Raw genomic sequence first — 17,515 nt, 5'->3', positions numbered from 1 at the left:
GGCCCCCTCAGCCCGCCGGTGCGAGAATCAGCCCGCTGGTGGGCACGCCGGTTCCGGAGGTGACCAGAACGTGCTCGACATTGTCGACCTGGTTGTGCGAGGTGCCGCGCACCTGGCGCACTCCCTCGGTGATGCCGTTCATCCCGTGGATGTACGCCTCGCCCAACAGGCCACCGTTGGTGTTGATCGGAAAATCTCCACCCAGCGACAGCCGCTCGACGGTGGCGAAGTCCTTGGCCTCCCCGCGCCCGCAGAAGCCGAGTTCCTCGAGCTGGGTGAACACGAACGGCGTGAAATGGTCGTAAATGAAGGCGGTTTGGATGTCTTGGGGCTTGAGGCCGGAATCGCGCCACAGCCGCCGGGCCACCACCCCCATCTCCGGGAGACCGGTGATGTCGTCGCGGTAGTAGCTGGTCATCATCTCGCCGTTGTAGGCCGCGCCCTGCGCGGCCGCGGTGATGACCGCCGGCGGCTGCCGCAGATCCCGGGCGCGTTCCGCGCTGGTGACGACGAGCGCGACACCACCATCACTCTCCTGGCAGCAGTCCAGCAACCGCAGCACCGGTTCGACGATCCAGCGCGAATTCTGGTGATCTTCCAACGTGATCGGACGCTCGTAGAACCAGGCGTCGGGGTTTGTCGCCGCATGCTTGCGGTCGACCACTGCGATCCTGCCGAAGTCCTCGTTGGTGACCCCGTACGTCGACATGTACCGCTGGGCGTGCATCGCGACCCAGGCCGCGGGAGTGAGCAGCCCGAACGGCGCGTAATGCGCCATGAACACCGGGGTTTCGGCCATGCTGCGCCCGCTGCCGCCGAACCGGAACCCGGAACGCTCGTTGAAGGCGCGCCAGCACACCACCACGTCGGCGACCCCGCTGGCGACCGCCATCGCCGCGTGCACGACGGTGCCGGCGGCGGCACCCCCGCCGTGGTGCACCCGGGAAAAGAAGCTCAGGTCACCGATGCCGACATTGCGGGCGATGTCGATCTCGTCGCTGGAATCCATGGTGAACGTGACCATGCCGTCAACGTCGCCGGGTGTCAGGCCGGCGTCGTCCAGCGCGGCGCTGACCGCCTCGCACGCCAATTGGAGCTCGCTGCGCCCGGATTCCTTGGAGAACTCCGTCTGGCCGATCCCGACGATCGCGCAGCTTCCGGGAAGGCTGCCCGGACGCGTCCGGCTCACGCGCCCACTCCATCGAGCAGGCTGAGCACCGCCGTGCCCGAGACGTGGTCGCCCAGGCTGTTGGCGCCCGCGAAGGTCACCTCGACAAAATTCTCGCCCCCCGTCCCTTCACTCTTACCGGTGACGCTGCCGGTGAACCGCAGCGGGTCATCGGGAAAACACGGCACGCCCAGGCGAATCGACAGATTCTTGACCATCGCCTCGGGGCCCGCCCAATCGGTGAGGAAGCGCACGCAGTAGCCGTTGGTGGTCAGGATGTTCATGAACAGGTTGGGCGAGCCCTGTTGCTTGGCGTAGTCGCGGTCGTGATGCACCGGCATGAAGTCTCGGGTAGCGATCGCACCGGCGACGATCATCGTTGTGGTGATGGGTATTTCGAGCGGAGTTACCGCGTCACCGACAGAGATGTCTCGCCATTGCAAAGTGCGGTTCGCTGTGGTCGTCATGCCTGTCCTTCCCGGGGCCGGAATTGATGCAGCACCAGGCCGTCATCGAATGTCTGGAAGTAGACCTCTACGGCCAACCCAGGTGTCACATCGGACGGATCGATGCCGGTCAGATTGGACACCAGCCGCACCCCCTCCTCGAGTTCCACCAACGCAACGACGTAGGGATAGTCGAAGAACGGGAACTTGGGTTCGTGCGGCATCACATAGCTGTAGACGGTGCCGCGACCCGACGAATCGATCGCGTCCCACTGCAGCGAACGGCAGTGCGGGCACATCGGGCGGGGCGGATGACGCAGCTGCCCGCAGCCGCCGCAACGCTGGAGTAGGAGTCTGTTCTCCCGCAAGCCGTTCCAAAAGAATTCGGTGTCCGGGGTGATCGCCGGCGCCAGACGGGCCGCCATCAGTTTGCCGGCCTGAATCGCAGCACCCGGAACCGCTGCCGCCCCAACACTTCTCCGTTCTGGTCTGTGTAGGTGGTCAACCAGGTCAGAAAGAAACCGGCGCCCAGCGCGGTTGTCTTCTCGTCTGAGACCGACTCGTAGACAGTCGTCGCGCTGATCTCATCGCCCAGCCGCGGATAACGCTCGATCTCGAACTCCGAATTGGTCGCCACCGTGCTGGTGTAGCCGGCCGCGTCGAGGAATGCTGTTGGGTTGCTTTTGATCTCGATCGGCGCCCCACCGCGTTCTCCGATCCCCTCCAGGATCGGCGAGGGCATCGTCCACGTCTGCAGCATCACCGGCGGCGACACGACGCCGCCGAACCGTGACGAGGCCGCGAACTCCGGGTCGAGATAGACCGGGTTCATGTCGGCCATGGCGTACGCCCAGTGCCGGATCATCGGCTGGTTCACCGGGTCCGGTGCCAGCGAGGGTTTTCCGGTGCCACCGGTCGGCTGCCCGACGAGGGCCCGCACCTTGGCACTGACGGATTCTGAGTCGGTCACGTAGCAAGCCCCTCTCGCAGGACACCTTGATCCGACAGATTGATGCGATCTGTCTCGCGAGATGTGTGTACTCCGCGCGGTCTCATGCTGTCAATACAACAGCAAAGCGTCCGAAGAGCCCCGGAATTCGCGCAAATGATGATTGACGGCGGCCGCCGGGGCGGGTACACCAAGTGATCAGATGACCGGAGGAAGCACATGGCCGATTCGCCCGCTCTCGTTCAGACCTATCAGCTCTACATCGATGGTGACTGGGTGGACCCACAAGACGGCCGGTATGACGACATCTCCCCGTCCACCGAGGCCGTGATCGCCGCCGCGCCCGACGCCAGCGTCGCCCAGGTCGGTGACGCGATCGCCGCCGCGCGCCGCGCCTTCGACAGCGGACCCTGGCGCACCATGAGCGCCGAAGAGCGCGCCGGGTGCCTCAACCAGTTGGGCGAGGCGCTGAGCAAACACGCCGACGACTTCTTCGCGCTGTCCCAGGCGGAGTGGGGCTGCGTTTCCAACGAACGCCTCATGCAGATCGACGGCGCGGGGTTCATGTCCCTGCACGCCGCCCAGCTGGCCACCCAGCTGACCGACCAAGAAGTCACCGGGATGGGCGCCGGAACCACATTGCTGCGTCATGCGCCACTGGGCGTCGTGTCGGTGCTGACGCCGTGGAACTTCCCGCACTGCCTCAACGTGATGAAACTCAATCATGCTCTGGCCGCTGGCAATACCGTCGTGCTCAAGCCGTCACCACTGACCCCGCTGGCCGGGTTGGCGCTCGCGCGAATCATCGATGAACACACCGACATTCCGCCGGGCGTGGTCAACGTCGTTACGCCGTCGGGGGTCGAGGCGGCCAGGCTGCTGACCACCGATCCGCGCATCGACATGGTGAGCTTCACGGGCAGCTCGGTGGTCGGCCGCCAGGTCATGTCCGCCGCCGGCGACACGATGAAGCGGATCCTGCTCGAACTCGGTGGCAAGTCCGCCAGCATCGTCCTCGACGATGCGCAGGTCACCGACGAAATGCTGCAGCAGCTGCTGTTCGACTGCTGCTCGCTGCACGCCGGGCAGGCCTGCATCCTGCACAGCCGGCTGCTGCTGCCCGATTCACTGCACGACGACGTCGTCGACCGGCTTGCCGCGCTGGCCCGCGAGGTCAAGGTGGGCGATCCCACCGAACCCGACGTGCAGATGGGTCCGCTGATCAGCGCGGCGCAGCGGGACCGAGTCGAGGCGCACGTCGCCGGTGCGCTCGACGAGGGGGCGACGCTGGTGACCGGCGGTGGTCGTCCGGCCGGCTTGGACGTCGGCTTCTACTTCGAGCCGACGATTCTGTCCGGCGTGGAGCCGAATTTCACTATCGCGCAAGAGGAAGTGTTCGGTCCGGTGTTGACCGTGCTGCGCTACCGCGACGCCGACGATGCGGTCGCCATCGCGAACAACTCGCAATACGGGCTCTCCGGGGCGGTGTGGGGCGGCGACGTCGACCGCGCCGTCGGCGTCGCACGCCGCATCCGCACCGGACAGATCGCGGTCAACGGCTGCGGTCCCGGCGGTGCTCCGTTCGGCGGCTTCAAGCTCAGTGGGCTGGGCCGCGAGGGCGGCGGGATCGGTGGGCTACATCAATACATGGAGCCGATGGCCATCGGCGTTCCCGCGTGACGGGCCCCAGTTCACGAAATGCCGTGCGCCAGAGGTCGTTCCGGCGACGACATGGCGCCTCACCGCGAAGGCCGTCGCGCGCACGCCCGGTACGCCTTTGGTAAACCGCCCGTCCCATGCCAAGCTGCTGACATGGCCATCGAGATCGCCCGCCCCAAGCTCGAAGGAAACGTCGCCGTCGGTGACGACCGCCAGATCGGCTTCGCCGAATTCGGCGATCCGCAGGGCCGCGCGGTTTTCTGGCTGCACGGCACTCCCGGCGCACGCCGCCAGATTCCCACCGAAGCCCGCCTGTACGCGGAGAACCACAAGATCCGGCTGATCGGGCTGGACCGCCCCGGGATCGGCTCGTCGACGCCCCACCGCTACGAGAACATCCGGGCGTTCGCCGATGACCTACGCACCATGGCGGACACGCTCGGCATCGACCAGATGGCCGTCATCGGCCTGTCCGGCGGCGGTCCGTACGCGCTCGCGTCGGCGGCGGTGCTGTCCGATCGGGTCGTCGCGGCCGGCATCCTCGGGGGTGTGGCGCCGTTCCTCGGCGACGAGGGGATCACCAGCGGTCTGATGAATCTCGGCAAGCGGGTGGCGCCGCTGCTGCGGCTGGGCGGCGACCCGCTGCGGATCGGCGCGAGCCTGGTGGTCCGGGCCATCCGTCCGGTCGCGAATCCCGCGCTGTATCTCTACGCCGCGATATCGCCCGAGGGCGACCGGCGCCTGCTCACCCGGCCCGAGTTCGGCGCCATGTTCCTCGACGACCTGCTTAATGGCAGCCGCAAGCAGTTGGCGGCCCCGTTCAACGACATCATCCTGTTCACCCGCGACTGGGGATTCCGGCTCGACGAGGTCAAGGTCCCGGTGCGCTGGTGGCACGGCGACAGCGACCATATCGTGCCGTTCGCCCACGGTCAGCACGTCGTGTCCTTACTGCCCGACTGCGAGCTCATCGTGCTTCCCGGCGAAAGCCATCTCGGCGGGCTGGGCCGCGGCGAGGAGATCCTGTCCACCCTGATGAAGATCTGGGACGAGCGGAAGTGACCTCGCTGGACGCCGGGTAGCCTGCTGACGTGCTGCTGGCTTCCCTTGACCCCTCGGCCGTCACCGCCACCGATATCGCCGACGCGGTGCGCATCGACGGCAGCGTGCTCAGCCGCAGCGACTTGGTCGGTGCCGCCACATCGGTGGCCGAGCGGGTGGGCGGCGCGGGCCGCGTCGCGATCCTGGCAGCCCCGACCGCCGAGACGGTGCTGGCGGTCACCGGGTGCCTGATCGCCGGGGTGCCCTTCGTCCCGGTGCCCGCCGATGTCGGCGCCGCCGAGCGCCGGCACATGCTCGCCGATTCGGCAGCGCAGGCCTGGCTCGGGGCGGCGCCCGACGAGACCGGGGGGCTGCCGCACATCCCGGTACGGCTGCACGCCCGCTCCTGGCACCGCTATCCCGAGCCCTCGGCCGACGCCACCGCGATGATCATCTACACCTCGGGCACCACCGGGCTGCCCAAAGGGGTTGTGCTGAGCCGGCGCGCGATCGCCGCAGACCTGGACGCGCTGGCCGAAGCCTGGCAATGGACGGCCGACGACGTCCTGGTGCACGGCCTGCCGCTTTTTCACGTGCACGGCCTGGTGCTGGGCCTGCTCGGCTCGCTGCGGGTCGGCAATCGCTTCATCCACACCGGGAAACCGACGCCGGAGGGCTATGCGGCGGCCCGCACCGACTTCGGGGGCACGCTGTTTTTCGGCGTGCCCACCGTGTGGTCGCGGGTGGGGGCCGACGAGGCGGCCGCCCGGGCTCTGGGCCCGGCGCGGCTGCTGGTCTCCGGTAGCGCACCGCTGCCGGTTCCGGTGTTCGACCGGGTGGCCGCGCTGACCGGACATCAGCCCGTCGAACGCTACGGCGCCTCGGAATCGCTGATCACCATTTCGACGCGGGCCGACGGTGAGCGCCGCCCAGGGTGGGTCGGCCTGCCGCTGTCCGGGGTGCAGACCCGGGTGCTCGACGACAACGGCGGCGCGGTACCGCACGACGGCGAAACCGTCGGCAAGCTGCACGTACGCGGTCCGATGATGTTCGACGGCTACCTCAACCGGCCCGACGCCACCGCCGAGGCGTTCGACACCGACGGCTGGTACCGCACCGGTGACGTCGCCGTCATCGACGGCGGGGGGATGCACCGCATCGTGGGCCGCGAGTCGGTGGATCTGATCAAGTCCGGCGGCTACCGCATCGGTGCGGGCGAGATCGAAACGGTGCTGCTCGGGCATCCAGGCGTCCAGGAGGCCGCGGTGGTCGGCATGGCCGATGCGGACCTCGGTCAGCGCATCGTCGCCTACATCGTCGGATCCGCCGGCGGCGACGAACTGATCGACTATGTCGCGCAACAACTTTCGGTGCACAAGCGCCCGCGGGAGGTACGCGTCGTCGACGCGCTGCCCCGCAACGCGATGGGCAAGGTCCTCAAAAAGCAGCTGTTGTCCGACGGCTGAGCGCCTTACGCGCGAGCGTAACCGCACTGCGAATCCAGCTCGATTTTTCCGCAGTCCCGTTACGCTCGCGGACCAACGGGCGGCAGGTACCGTCGTAAAAATGCAAGGACGGAACGTACCACCCGTCGGCGCCGCCACGACCGTCGTCGTCGGGCGCACGCCGATGAGGCGGATCGCGATCGCCTGCCTCGTGGGCTCGGCAATCGAGTTCTACGACTTCATGATCTACGGGACCGCCGCGGCGCTGGTCTTTCCGACGGTGTTCTTCCCGCACCTCAGCCCCGCCGGCGCCACGATCGCCTCGATGGGGACGTTTGCGACAGCTTTTTTGTCCAGGCCCCTCGGTGCGGCCGTATTCGGATACTTCGGGGATCGGCTGGGCCGCAAGAAGACCCTGGTTGCCACGCTGCTGATCATGGGCCTGTCGACCGTGTGCGTTGGCCTGGTCCCCAGCTCCGGGGCGATCGGTGCGGCAGCGCCGATGATCTTGGTCGCGCTGCGGCTGTCGCAGGGATTCGCCGTCGGCGGCGAATGGGCGGGGTCGGCGTTGCTCAGCGCCGAATACGCGCCGGCCGATCAGCGCGGCCGATACGGCGTGTTCACCTTGATGGGTGGCGGCATCGCGGGCGTGCTGAGCAGCGCAACCTTCCTCGGGGTGAATTTCACCATCGGCGAAGGCAGTCCGGCGTTTCTGCAGTGGGGATGGCGGGTGCCGTTCCTGCTCAGCTCCGTGCTGATCGCGCTGGCCCTCTACGTGCGCCTGAACATCGAGGAGACCCCGGTGTTCGCGGAGGAAAAGACGCGTGAGCTCATACCCAAGACGCCGCTCGCGGAGCTGCTGCGGCTGCAACGCCGCGAGATCGTGCTGGCCGCAGGCAGCATCCTCGGCGCATTGGGGTTCATCTATATGGCCAGCACCTATCTGGCGATGTACGCGCATTCCCACCTGGGGTATTCGCGCAACTTCATCTGGTTCGTCGGTGCGTTGGGCGGACTGGCGAGCATGACATTCATGGCGGCGTCGGCCACTGTGTGCGACCGGCTCGGGCGCCGTCGCATCATGCTGGTGGGGTGGACCTGTTGTCTGCTGTGGTCGTTTCTGGTGATGCCGTTGTTGAACACCGGCAGACCCATTGGGTACGCGGTGGCGATCGTCGGCATGTGCAGTGTCGCGGCGATCGGCTCCGGCCCGACGGCGGCGTTCATCCCCGAGCTGTTCGCCACCCGCTACCGCTACAGCGGAACGGCGCTGGCGCAAAACCTGGCGGGCATCGTCGGTAGCGCGTCACCGCCGCTGATCGCCGGGACACTGCTGATGACGTACGGCACCTGGGCGATCGGGCTCATGCTGGCCGCTCTCACGTCGGTCAGCCTGGTGTGCACCTACCTGCTGCCCGAAACCAACGGCACGGCGCTCGGAGTTGGTTAGTTGGCGTGCAGGTCCTCGTTGAGGGCGATGCCCTGGCCGCCGCGGGCCACCACCTCCACCGCTCCGCTCAACGAATTGCGCCGGAACAACAGGTTGTTGCCGCCGGAGAACTCGCGCGCCTTCATCTCTTTGCCTTCGGGCGTGATGACCTTGGTGCCCGCGGTGACATAAAGGCCGGCCTCCACGACGCAGTCATCGCCCAGTGAGATGCCCAGGCCGGCGTTGGCGCCGAGCAGGCACCGCTTGCCGATCGAGATGACCTCGGTGCCACCGCCGGACAGCGTGCCCATGATCGAGGCGCCGCCCCCGACATCGGAGCCGTCGCCCACCACCACGCCGGCCGAGATGCGGCCCTCCACCATCGACGCTCCCAGCGTGCCGGCGTTGTAGTTGACGAAGCCTTCGTGCATCACGGTGGTCCCCGGGGCCAGGTGCGCGCCGAGCCGAACCCGGTCGGCGTCGGCGATGCGCACCCCGGTCGGCAATACGTAGTCGACCATTCGGGGGAACTTGTCCACGCCGTAGACCGTCACCGGACCGTGGCGGCGCAGCCGGGCCCGCACGGCCTCGAATCCCTCGACGGCGCAGGGCCCGCGATTAGTCCAGACCACATTGGTTAATACCCCGAACAAGCCGCCGGCGTTCAGCCCATGCGGCGCCACCAACCGGTGCGACAGCAGATGCAGCCGCAGGTAGGCGTCGTAGGCGTCGGCGGCCACGTCGTCCAACGAGCCGATGACCGTGCGCACCGCGACGGTCTCGGTGCCGCGGTCGTCGTCCCGGCCGATCAGTGCGGTCAGTTCGGGGGGCACGTCGGACAGCGCGAGCCGCGACGTGGCACCGGTGCCCGACTCGGTCAGTTCCGGTGCGGGAAACCAAGTGTCGAGGATCGATCCGTCGGCGGCCAGCGTTGCCAGCCCGATACCTGCAGCTCCAGTCACGGCGGACAGGTTACTTGCCGGCCTGCCCCGCCGGTCCTTCGCCCCAAATGGCGGGCTACACGAAACCCCCCGATCAGCTGTGCTTTTACAGGACGACACACCGGCGCGACGGGCCGTCCGTGCGGCCGCGTATGAAAAGCTGGCCCGCGCAACGCGATTCGGAGGCCCTCGCTGCGCAGCCGCTGCATCATGCGTTTCTAGGTCAGCCGTCTTGCCAGGTCAACCGCGTGAACTTCGCCGTTTCGGGGTACCTCGCTCCCGGGGATCGGCTGGTCACGTCCTGGGCGTTGCGCAGAGCCAACGTCGCGGGTCCGCAAGGGGCCGGCTCGTTTAAAGAAGGAGAAAACCATGTCCTTTGTCACGACTAGGCCCGAGGCGCTGCTGGCCGCGGCGAGCATGCTCGAAGCGCTCGGCTCGTCAATGGACGCGCAAAACGCGGCCGCCGCGGCGCCCACCACGAGCATCGCCCCCGCGGCCGCCGACGAAGTGTCCGCGCTGCAGGCCGCGACGTTTTCGGCCTACGGCGCCTGGTATCAGCAGGTCAGCGCCCAGGCAAAGGCGATCCACCAGACGATGGTGAAGAACCTGGACACCAGCGCCGGTTCCTATGGCGAGACCGAAACCGCGAACCGGGTGACAACCAGCGCCTCGTCGCTTTCGCCGCTTGCCGCCGGACCCAACGCCGCACCCGCGGCGACCGACCCGCCCGCGGGAAGTACCACCCTCGGGACCGGGATCGGGTGGGGTCAGAACGTCGGCGCCGCCGCGTCGGACTTCATCACCTTGGGGGAGGGGCAATTCGCTCCCGTCGCAGGCGCTGCCGGGATCCCCAACTTCACCGGGGGGCTCACTTCGGCAACGACGAGCGCGCCCGCGCCGGCGGCTCCCGCGGCCGCGGGGGCGGCGCCGGTGCTGGCGAGCATGGGTCGCGGGCCGTCGATCGGCGCGTTGTCGGTGCCGCCGAGTTGGGCCGCCGGCGGCGTTCCGTCGGCGAGCCCCACCCCCGGACAGCTGGTCGGCGCGGGCTTCACCAGCGCCGCACCCCACGGCGCGCCGATGACCACGGTGCCGGGCGGCCTGCCCTCGATGGCCACCACCGGACGCGGCGGCTACGGCCTCGGCGCCCCGCGCTACGGCGTCAAGCCGACCGTCATGCCCAAGCCAGCCATCTAGCACCCACCGGACAGCAGCACAGAACAGGAGCGACGCAATGACTTTCGACTTCGGAGCACTTCCCCCCGAGATCAACTCCCTCCGCATGTACACCGGCGCGGGGGCCGCGCCGATGATGGCCGCCGCGGCGGCGTTCAGTAGCCTCGCCGACGAATTGAGCACGACGGCCTCGGCCAGCCAGTCGGCGATCTCGAACCTGACCGGCGAGGAGTGGATCGGCCCGTCCTCGTCCGCCATGGCCACCGCGGTTGAGCCGTACCTGGCGTGGATGCACACCACCGCAGCCCAGCTGCAGCAGGCTGCCTCGCAGGCGATGGCGTCGGCGGCGGCCTATGAGGCCGCTTTTGCGATGACGGTGCCGCCGCCGCTGATCGCGGCCAACAGGGCCCAGCTCGCGGCCCTGACCGCGACGAACTTCCTGGGCCAGAACACCGCGGCCATCGCGGCCACCGAGGCGCAGTACGGCGAAATGTGGGCCCAGGACGCCGCGGCCATGTATGGCTACGCCGCGGCATCCGCGGCCGCGGGCAAGCTGAGCCCGCTGACGTCGCCGGCGCCGACGAACAACCCGGGTGGGCTCGGCGCGCAGGCCATGGCCGTCTCGCAGGCGACGGCCACGGGCGCGCAGACGAGCGGCCTCCAACAGGTCGTGTCCAACACGCCCAACGCGGTGCGGACGTTCGCAGCCCCGGCCGCGTTGGACCCGCCAACCCTGAGCGGGCTGGACAGTTTCCTGGGCAATCCGGTGGTGAACCAGGTCGGCAACGCCGGTTTCGACGTGGTGTCCTGGAACGTGTTCAACACCATCGTGTCCAACATCCTCTACAACCACACGCTCGACGCGGCGGCTTCCGCGAGCTTGGCCGGCGATGTGGGAGGTGCGGTTGGCGGCGCGGCGTTGGTGGGTGCCGCGGCCCCTGCGAGCACTGCAGCCGTCGGCGCCGCTCCGGTGCTGGCGAGCATGGGCTCGGCGGCCCCCGTCGGCGGTTTGTCGACACCGGTCGCCTGGTCCGCGGCGACGCCCGCGCCTGCTGCCGCAACGGCCGCGGGTTCGGGCTGGACCGCGCCGATCGAAGAGCCGCACACGACCTGGGCCACCGGGATGCCGGCCGTCGCCTCGGCCGGGCGCGGCGGCTACGGGATGGGACCGCGGTACGGGGTCAAGCCCACGGTGATGCCCACGCGGTTGCTCGTCTGACCGGTGCCCTCGGGACGGCGTGCCGTTCCGCGGCGGCGCGCCATTGCCGGAGCACTTGCCCAATGGTGGTGACCCGCTGCGCCCGGCTTCGCCGCGCTGGCGATCACCACTGGGCTGATGGTGGTGACCCGCTGCGCCCGGCTTCGCCGCGCTGGCGATCACCACTGGGCTGATGGTGGTGACCCGCTGCGCCCGGCTTCGCCGCGCTGGCGATCACCACTGGGCTGATGGTGGTGACCCGCTGCGCCCGGCTTCGCCGCGCTGGCGATCACCACTAACCTGAGAGCGTGCTGGACTTACGCGGGGATCCGATCGCGCTGACCGCGGCGCTGGTCGACATCCCCAGCGAATCGAGAAACGAAGCGCGCCTGGCCGACGAGGTCGAGGCCGCGCTGCGCGCTCAGACCTCCGGCTTCGAGATCGTGCGCAACGGCAACGCGGTGCTGGCGCGCACCCGACACCAGCGGCCGTCGCGGGTCTTGCTGGCCGGGCACCTGGACACCGTCCCGGTGGCCGGAAACCTGCCCAGTCGCCGCGAGGGTGGTGAGCTGTACGGCTGCGGCACCGCGGACATGAAATCCGGGGACGCCGTCTTCCTCCATCTCGCCGCCACGGTCGCCGAACCGGTGCACGATCTAACCCTGGTCATGTACGACTGCGAGGAAATCGACGCGGCGGCAAACGGTTTGGGCCGCATCGAACGCGAATTGCCGGACTGGCTGTCCGCCGACGTGGCCATTCTGGGCGAGCCGACCGGCGGCTACATCGAAGCCGGCTGCCAGGGCACCTTGCGGGTGGTGGTCAGCTCCACCGGGACCCGCGCCCATTCGGCGCGATCCTGGTTGGGGGACAACGCAATTCACAAACTGGGCGCCGTGCTCGAGCGGCTGGCCGCCTACGAGGCACGCAGCGTCGACATCGACGGCTGCATCTACCGTGAGGGCTTGTCGGCGGTGCGCATCGACGGCGGGGTGGCGGGCAACGTCATCCCCGATGCGGCCGCGGTGACGGTCAATTTCCGCTTCGCCCCCGACCGGTCGGTGCCCGACGCGCTGCAACACGTGCACGACGTGCTCGCCGGCCTGGACGTGCGCATCGAACAGACCGATGCGGCGGCCGGCGCGATGCCCGGACTGTCCCAACCCGCCGCCAAGGCCCTGGTCGAGGCGGCCGGCGGCAACGTGCGGGCCAAGTACGGCTGGACCGACGTCGCACGGTTCGCCGCACTGGGTATACCGGCGGTCAACTTCGGCCCCGGCGATCCGAATTTGGCGCACCGCCGCGACGAACGCGTGACGGTCGCCAACGTCACCGCCGCTGTGGACATGCTGCGCCGCTACCTGAGCGCCTAGGCCCCGCACCGCCGCGACTGCGCGGCGGCGTCGGCGGCGGCCGCGTGCATCCCGATCGACGTCAGTTCGTCCGACACCGTCCGCAACGCGTCGCCATCGCCGGCGGCGAGCGCGCGGGCATGGGCCAGCGCGGTTCTTCCTACGACACAATTGATCTCGTCGCAGAGCCGGGCCAGCGGATCGGCGGCCCGGGTGTCGCCCAACCGCACGGCCTCGTACCAAACACGCACCGCCACGGCCCGCTGCCCGCTGCGCTCGGCCGCGCGGGCGGCTTCGCGCGCGGCGGCCACCGCGCCGTGCGCGTCGCGCATCAACGCCAGCCGCCATCCCCGCGCCACCCCGAGCTCGGGCGCGAACAATGCCGACTTGGTTCCGTGCCGGGATTCGGCCCTGCTCAATGCCTTTGCCGCTGCGGCGGTGTCTCCCAGCTGCGACAGCGCGGTGGCCAGTAGCGTCAGCGACAGCGGACCCCACGAATAGCCCGTGCGTTCCAAAGTGGCGCTGGCCGGGGCCAATAACACTGCCGCGGAATCGAATTCACCGCCGGCAATCAACACATGAGCCAATAGCACCTCGCCGATCGCGCGGCCCGGCTGCTGCAGTTCGGCGAAATCGGTGAACTCCCGGGCGAGTTGGCGGGCTTCGTCGAGCCGGCCTGCCAGCAACAGCGTGGTCGTCTGGCCGAGCCCGATGGTGAAGCGCAGCAGCCCGGGATGTTCGGCTCCCAGAGCGCGCTGCGCCAACGGCTCGACGTCATCGAATCGGCCCTGCCGCGCCGCGCACAACGCGGCGGCGCTCCCGGCCCAGGCCACCGCCTGGTCGTCGGCCGATGCCGAGGCGAGCACCTCGTCGGCGACCTTGACCGCGTACCCGACGTTGCCCGCGTTCATCGCGAACGTCGCGCTCAGCGCGTCGAGGGTGGTCCGCGGGCCGGCATCCGCGACGCGATTGCGGACGGTCCGCAAGAACGCGGTCGCGCGCTCCGGTTCGCTGAGCATCCAGAACTGGTTTGCCGCCCGCGCCAGGGCCCACTCCATCAGCGCTGCTTCGGTCAACCCGGTGGAGTCGACGTCGGCCAACACCGCATCGGCCTCGCGGCCACGGCCCTGCCAACCCAGCGCGTGGGCGAGCGCGAGCCGCGCCGCCAGGCCGCCGGAGCGCTCCAGCGCCGAGCGGGCCAGTCGCTCGCCCAGCACCATGTCGCCCAGCCGCAACGCCTGCTGCGCAGCTTCGACGATGTCGGCCGGCCGTTGGCGTGCATCGCTGTCCAGCGCTAATGACATCACCCGCAGCCGGTCGCTGAGATGGTCGGACGGACGCTGCGCCAGCAAGATGACCACCTCGGTGCGTCGTTGTCGCGCGTCGTCGGGGTCGAGCGCGGCCAGCGCCCGCTCGGCGAACAGCGGGTGGGCCGTGTAGACGACCGGGTCCTCGGAGGCCCCGCCCCGCACCCGGGTCTCGGCGGCACCCCATTTGACCGCTTCTTCCACCGCTGCGTCGCCGGTCAGGGTGGTCAGATCGGTGAGCGACAGCGGCTCGCAGACGGCGAGGTACTCCAGCACCGACCGCGCCGGTGCGGGCAACTCCGCGAGGAAGGCGTCGATACCCGCGGGCGCCCCCGACGCCTTAACTTCACCGGGCGGCTCGATATCGATCCGGTCCAGCAGGCCGTCGCTTTCCAGCGCGGTGATCGCATCGAGGGAGGGGTCGGCGCGGGCGGTGACGATCAGCCGCGCCGCCCCGGCCCTCGCCAGCTGGTAGACCAGCGTGGCTGACAGCACGTCCAAATATTGGGCATCGTCGACGACGAGCAGCAGGTCATCGGCGCCCAGCGAGGCGCGCGCGGCGCGCAGCAGCGCGGCCGGCTTGCCGATGTCGGCGATCTGTACCAGGTGACTGAAGGCCCCGAACGGGACCCCGCGTTCGGATGGGGTGCCGGTCACCCAGCGGATGAGCGTGTTGGGGTGCTGAGCAGCGAAGTGCTCGGCGGCCACGCGGGCCAAGGTGGATTTGCCGACACCGTCGGGTCCCAATACCACCGCTCCCCGGCCTCCGTCGGCCAACGCGACATCCAGCCGCTCTGAGGCCGTCGCATGTTGGGGGACGTTCCATCGAATCGGCACGGCCGGATTTTATGGCGCACGAGCCCGTCGGCACGGCGAAAGCCCCAGATATGAGGGGCGATTGCGGTTGGTCTACCTTTGGCGGATATGCCCGGGGAACGCGATTCAGCCCGCGAGTGGGCGGTGTGTGTGTACTGCGCGTCCGGTCCGCAGCATCCCGAATTGCTCGGTGTCGCTGCAGAACTCGGCGAGGCGATCGCAGAGCGGGGCTGGACGCTGGTGTGGGGTGGTGGCCGTGTGTCGGCGATGGGCGCGGTGGCGAGCGCGGCGCGGACCCGCGGCGGCCGGACCGTCGGCGTGATCCCGCAGATCTTGATGCGCCGTGAGATCGCCGACGCGGACGCCGACGAGCTGATCGTCAGCGACACCCTGCATGAGCGCAAGCAGATCATGGAAGACCGCGCCGACGCGTTCATTGCGCTGCCCGGCGGCCTCGGCACCCTCGACGAGTTGCTCGACACCTGGACGACGGCCTTCCTCGGTCTCCACGACAAACCCATCGTCCTGCTCGACCCTGTGGGCCACTACGGAGGGCTGTGGACATGGTTGTGCGGATTGCTGGACAGCAATTACGTCTCCCAGGCGGCGATGGACCGATTGGTGCTGGTCGACAAGGTGAGCGCCGCGCTGGACGCCTGCGCGCCCGGCTGAGCCCGCCGGGCGGTCCTAAAGGTCTTAGCCCCTACTAGGCTGTCCGCCGAGCTTGACTTTTTCCAAACGAATCGAGGGGATCACGTGTCCGATCGTGACGGGGGAGCACGCACGGCGGTCAAACTGACCGACATCGCATCTCGGGTGCCGGCCGTGCTGGCCGACCTGCCGGTGATCGCGCGGGGGGCGCTGACCGGGCTGCTGGCCCAGCCGGGTTCGAAGAAATCGATCGGCACGGTGTTCGCCGAGCGCGCCGCCCGCTACGGCGACCGGATCTTCTTGCGGTTCGGCGACCAGCAACTGACCTACCGCGACGCCAACGCGGCCGCCAATCGATACGCCGCGGTGCTGGCCGCGCGCGGCGTCGGCCACGGCGACGTCGTCGCCATCATGCTGCGCAACTCACCCAACGCCGTGCTGACCATGCTGGCCGCGGTCAAGTGCGGCGCGGTCGCCGGCATGCTCAACTACCACCAGCGCGGCGAGGTGCTCGCGCACAGCCTCGGCCTGCTGGAAGCCAAGGTGCTCATCGCCGAGACCGATCTGGTCAGCGCCGTGGCGGAATGCGGGGGCTCCGGCGGCACCCAGACGCTCACCGTCGAGGACCTGGAGCGGTTCGCGGTGAGCGCCCCGGCCACCAACCCGGCGTCGGCCTCGGCCGTGCACGCCCGCGACACCGCGTTCTACATCTTCACCTCGGGCACAACGGGTTTCCCGAAGGCCAGCGTCATGACACACCTGCGCTGGCTCAAGGCGCTCGCGGCGTTCGGCGGCATCGGGTTGCGGCTCAAGACCTCGGACACCCTCTACTGCTGCCTGCCGCTGTACCACAACAACGCGCTGACGGTGGCGCTGTCGTCGGTGATCAACTCCGGGGCGACCCTGGCGCTGGGCAAGTCGTTCTCGGCATCGAAGTTCTGGGACGAGGTGATCGCCAACGACGCCACGGCGTTCATCTACATCGGCGAGGTGTGCAGGTATTTGCTCAACCAACCGGCCAAGCCGACCGACCGCGCGCACAAGGTGCGGGTCATCGCCGGCAACGGGCTGCGCCCGGAGATCTGGGACGAGTTCACGAAACGATTCGGGATCGCGCGTGTCTGCGAGTTCTACGCGTCCAGCGAGGGCAACGCCGCGTTCATCAACGTCTTCAACGTGCCCCGCTCCACCGGTATCTTCCCGATGCCGTTGGCCTACGTCGAGTACGACCCCGACACCGGCGCCCCGCTGCGCGGCGACGACGGGCGCGTGCGCCGGGTACCGGCCGGTGAGCCGGGCCTGTTGCTCAGCCCGGTCAACCGGCTGCAGCCTTTCGACGGCTACACCGACCCCGAATCGAGCGAAAAGAAGTTGGTGCGCAACGCTTTTCGTGAGGGCGACTGTTGGTTCAACACGGGCGATGTGATGAGCCCGCAGGGTCTGGGCCATGCCGCGTTCGTCGACCGGCTCGGCGACACGTTCCGCTGGAAGGGCGAAAACGTGGCCACCACCCAGGTCGAGGCGGCGCTGGCATCCGACGAGTCCGTCGAGGACTGCACCGTCTTCGGCGTCGAGGTGCCGCGCACCGGCGGTCGCGCCGGGATGGCCGCGGTCAAGCTGCGCGACGGCGCCGAGTTCGACGGGCAGTCGTTGGCCCGCGCCGTCTACGAGCAGCTGCCCGGCTACGCGCTGCCGCTGTTCGTGCGGCTGGTCGACTCGATCGAGCAGACCACGACCTTCAAGAGCCGCAAGGTGGAGTTGCGCGAGCAGGCCTATGGTCCCGACCTGGAGGACCCGCTCTACGTGCTGGCCGGCCGCGACGACGGCTACGTGCCGTTTTACGACGAGTACCCCGACGAGGTGGCCGAGGGTAAACGCCCCTAAGGCCCTCACGCCGACGGCGCTTCGCGCCGCACACCGCATCCCCGAGCCGCGGCCGG

At 69.0% G+C, this 17,515-nt stretch carries 15 protein-coding genes; 9 read left to right on the top strand and 6 right to left on the bottom strand.

Going from position 1 to position 17,515, the window contains the following annotated elements; genetic code table 11:
• Positions 1–7 precede the first annotated feature (7 nt).
• From ACZ50Z_RS13875 to ACZ50Z_RS13860, 4 genes are read right to left on the bottom strand one after another with little or no spacing between them, the layout of a single operon-like run.
• Entirely contained in the window at positions 8–1,189 is a 1,182-nt protein-coding gene (locus ACZ50Z_RS13875) for a lipid-transfer protein (protein WP_464484070.1), read from the bottom strand.
• Positions 1,186–1,635 carry a MaoC family dehydratase gene (locus tag ACZ50Z_RS13870; RefSeq protein WP_464484069.1) on the bottom strand — a complete coding sequence of 150 codons (450 nt, stop codon included), beginning with the start codon at positions 1,633–1,635 and terminating at the stop codon, positions 1,186–1,188. The genes ACZ50Z_RS13875 and ACZ50Z_RS13870 overlap by 4 nt, the downstream gene beginning before the upstream one ends.
• Entirely contained in the window at positions 1,632–2,039 is a 408-nt protein-coding gene (locus tag ACZ50Z_RS13865) for a Zn-ribbon domain-containing OB-fold protein (RefSeq protein ID WP_464484068.1), read from the bottom strand. Before ACZ50Z_RS13865 ends, ACZ50Z_RS13870 begins: the two co-directional genes overlap by 4 nt.
• Positions 2,039–2,584, bottom strand: coding sequence for an FAS1-like dehydratase domain-containing protein (locus ACZ50Z_RS13860; RefSeq protein ID WP_464484067.1), 546 nt, complete (start codon positions 2,582–2,584; stop codon positions 2,039–2,041). The genes ACZ50Z_RS13865 and ACZ50Z_RS13860 overlap by 1 nt, the downstream gene beginning before the upstream one ends.
• Before the next feature lie 198 nt (positions 2,585–2,782).
• Between ACZ50Z_RS13860 and ACZ50Z_RS13855 the strand changes: the two genes are divergently transcribed.
• The 4 genes from ACZ50Z_RS13855 (at position 2,783) to ACZ50Z_RS13840 (ending at position 8,158) form a co-directional block, all read left to right on the top strand.
• A complete protein-coding gene (locus ACZ50Z_RS13855; RefSeq protein ID WP_464484066.1) occupies positions 2,783–4,243 on the top strand; it encodes an aldehyde dehydrogenase family protein in 1,461 nt (486 codons plus the stop codon).
• 132 nt (positions 4,244–4,375) lie between these two features.
• Positions 4,376–5,284, top strand: a complete 909-nt coding sequence (locus tag ACZ50Z_RS13850; protein ID WP_464484065.1) for an alpha/beta fold hydrolase — start codon at positions 4,376–4,378, stop codon at positions 5,282–5,284.
• Positions 5,285–5,313: 29 nt separating this feature from the next.
• Positions 5,314–6,729: an acyl-CoA synthetase gene (locus ACZ50Z_RS13845; RefSeq protein WP_464484064.1), complete on the top strand. Its 1,416-nt coding sequence runs from the start codon at positions 5,314–5,316 to the stop codon at positions 6,727–6,729.
• Between the two features lie 163 nt (positions 6,730–6,892).
• On the top strand, positions 6,893–8,158 hold the full coding sequence (locus ACZ50Z_RS13840; protein ID WP_464486231.1) for an MFS transporter: 1,266 nt from the start codon (positions 6,893–6,895) through the stop codon (positions 8,156–8,158).
• Here the strand turns inward: ACZ50Z_RS13840 and dapD are convergent.
• Positions 8,155–9,108, bottom strand: coding sequence for a 2,3,4,5-tetrahydropyridine-2,6-dicarboxylate N-succinyltransferase (gene dapD / locus ACZ50Z_RS13835; RefSeq protein WP_464486230.1), 954 nt, complete (start codon positions 9,106–9,108; stop codon positions 8,155–8,157). The genes ACZ50Z_RS13840 and dapD overlap by 4 nt on opposite strands.
• A 339-nt stretch (positions 9,109–9,447) precedes the next feature.
• Between dapD and ACZ50Z_RS13830 the strand changes: the two genes are divergently transcribed.
• The 3 genes from ACZ50Z_RS13830 to dapE all read left to right on the top strand — a co-directional run bounded on the left by ACZ50Z_RS13830 (position 9,448) and on the right by dapE (position 12,822).
• Positions 9,448–10,272: a PPE family protein, SVP subgroup gene (locus ACZ50Z_RS13830; RefSeq protein WP_464484063.1), complete on the top strand. Its 825-nt coding sequence runs from the start codon at positions 9,448–9,450 to the stop codon at positions 10,270–10,272.
• A 37-nt stretch (positions 10,273–10,309) separates the two neighbouring features.
• The gene (locus ACZ50Z_RS13825) at positions 10,310–11,470 is read left to right on the top strand and encodes a PPE family protein (RefSeq protein WP_464484062.1); all 1,161 of its coding nucleotides are present in this window, start codon (positions 10,310–10,312) and stop codon (positions 11,468–11,470) included.
• 287 nt (positions 11,471–11,757) lie between these two features.
• On the top strand, positions 11,758–12,822 hold the full coding sequence (gene dapE, locus ACZ50Z_RS13820; RefSeq protein WP_464484061.1) for a succinyl-diaminopimelate desuccinylase: 1,065 nt from the start codon (positions 11,758–11,760) through the stop codon (positions 12,820–12,822).
• Here the strand turns inward: dapE and ACZ50Z_RS13815 are convergent.
• Positions 12,819–14,945, bottom strand: coding sequence for an AAA family ATPase (locus tag ACZ50Z_RS13815; protein WP_464484060.1), 2,127 nt, complete (start codon positions 14,943–14,945; stop codon positions 12,819–12,821). The two genes, dapE and ACZ50Z_RS13815, sit on opposite strands and share 4 nt — an antisense overlap.
• Positions 14,946–15,032: 87 nt before the next feature.
• On the opposite strand from ACZ50Z_RS13815, the gene ACZ50Z_RS13810 reads away from it, so the two are divergent.
• Positions 15,033–15,596, top strand: coding sequence for an LOG family protein (locus ACZ50Z_RS13810; RefSeq protein WP_464484059.1), 564 nt, complete (start codon positions 15,033–15,035; stop codon positions 15,594–15,596).
• Positions 15,597–15,680: 84 nt separating this feature from the next.
• Positions 15,681–17,459 (top strand): long-chain-acyl-CoA synthetase FadD6, encoded by a 1,779-nt coding sequence (gene fadD6, locus ACZ50Z_RS13805; RefSeq protein ID WP_464484058.1) that lies wholly within the window; start codon positions 15,681–15,683, stop codon positions 17,457–17,459.
• Positions 17,460–17,515: the final 56 nt, after the last annotated feature.

This window comes from Mycobacterium sp. NTMscope_MAC_269 (assembly GCF_976985695.1).
Note: the sequence above shows the minus strand (reverse complement) of the source record. Positions and strands in the feature narration are given on the sequence as shown.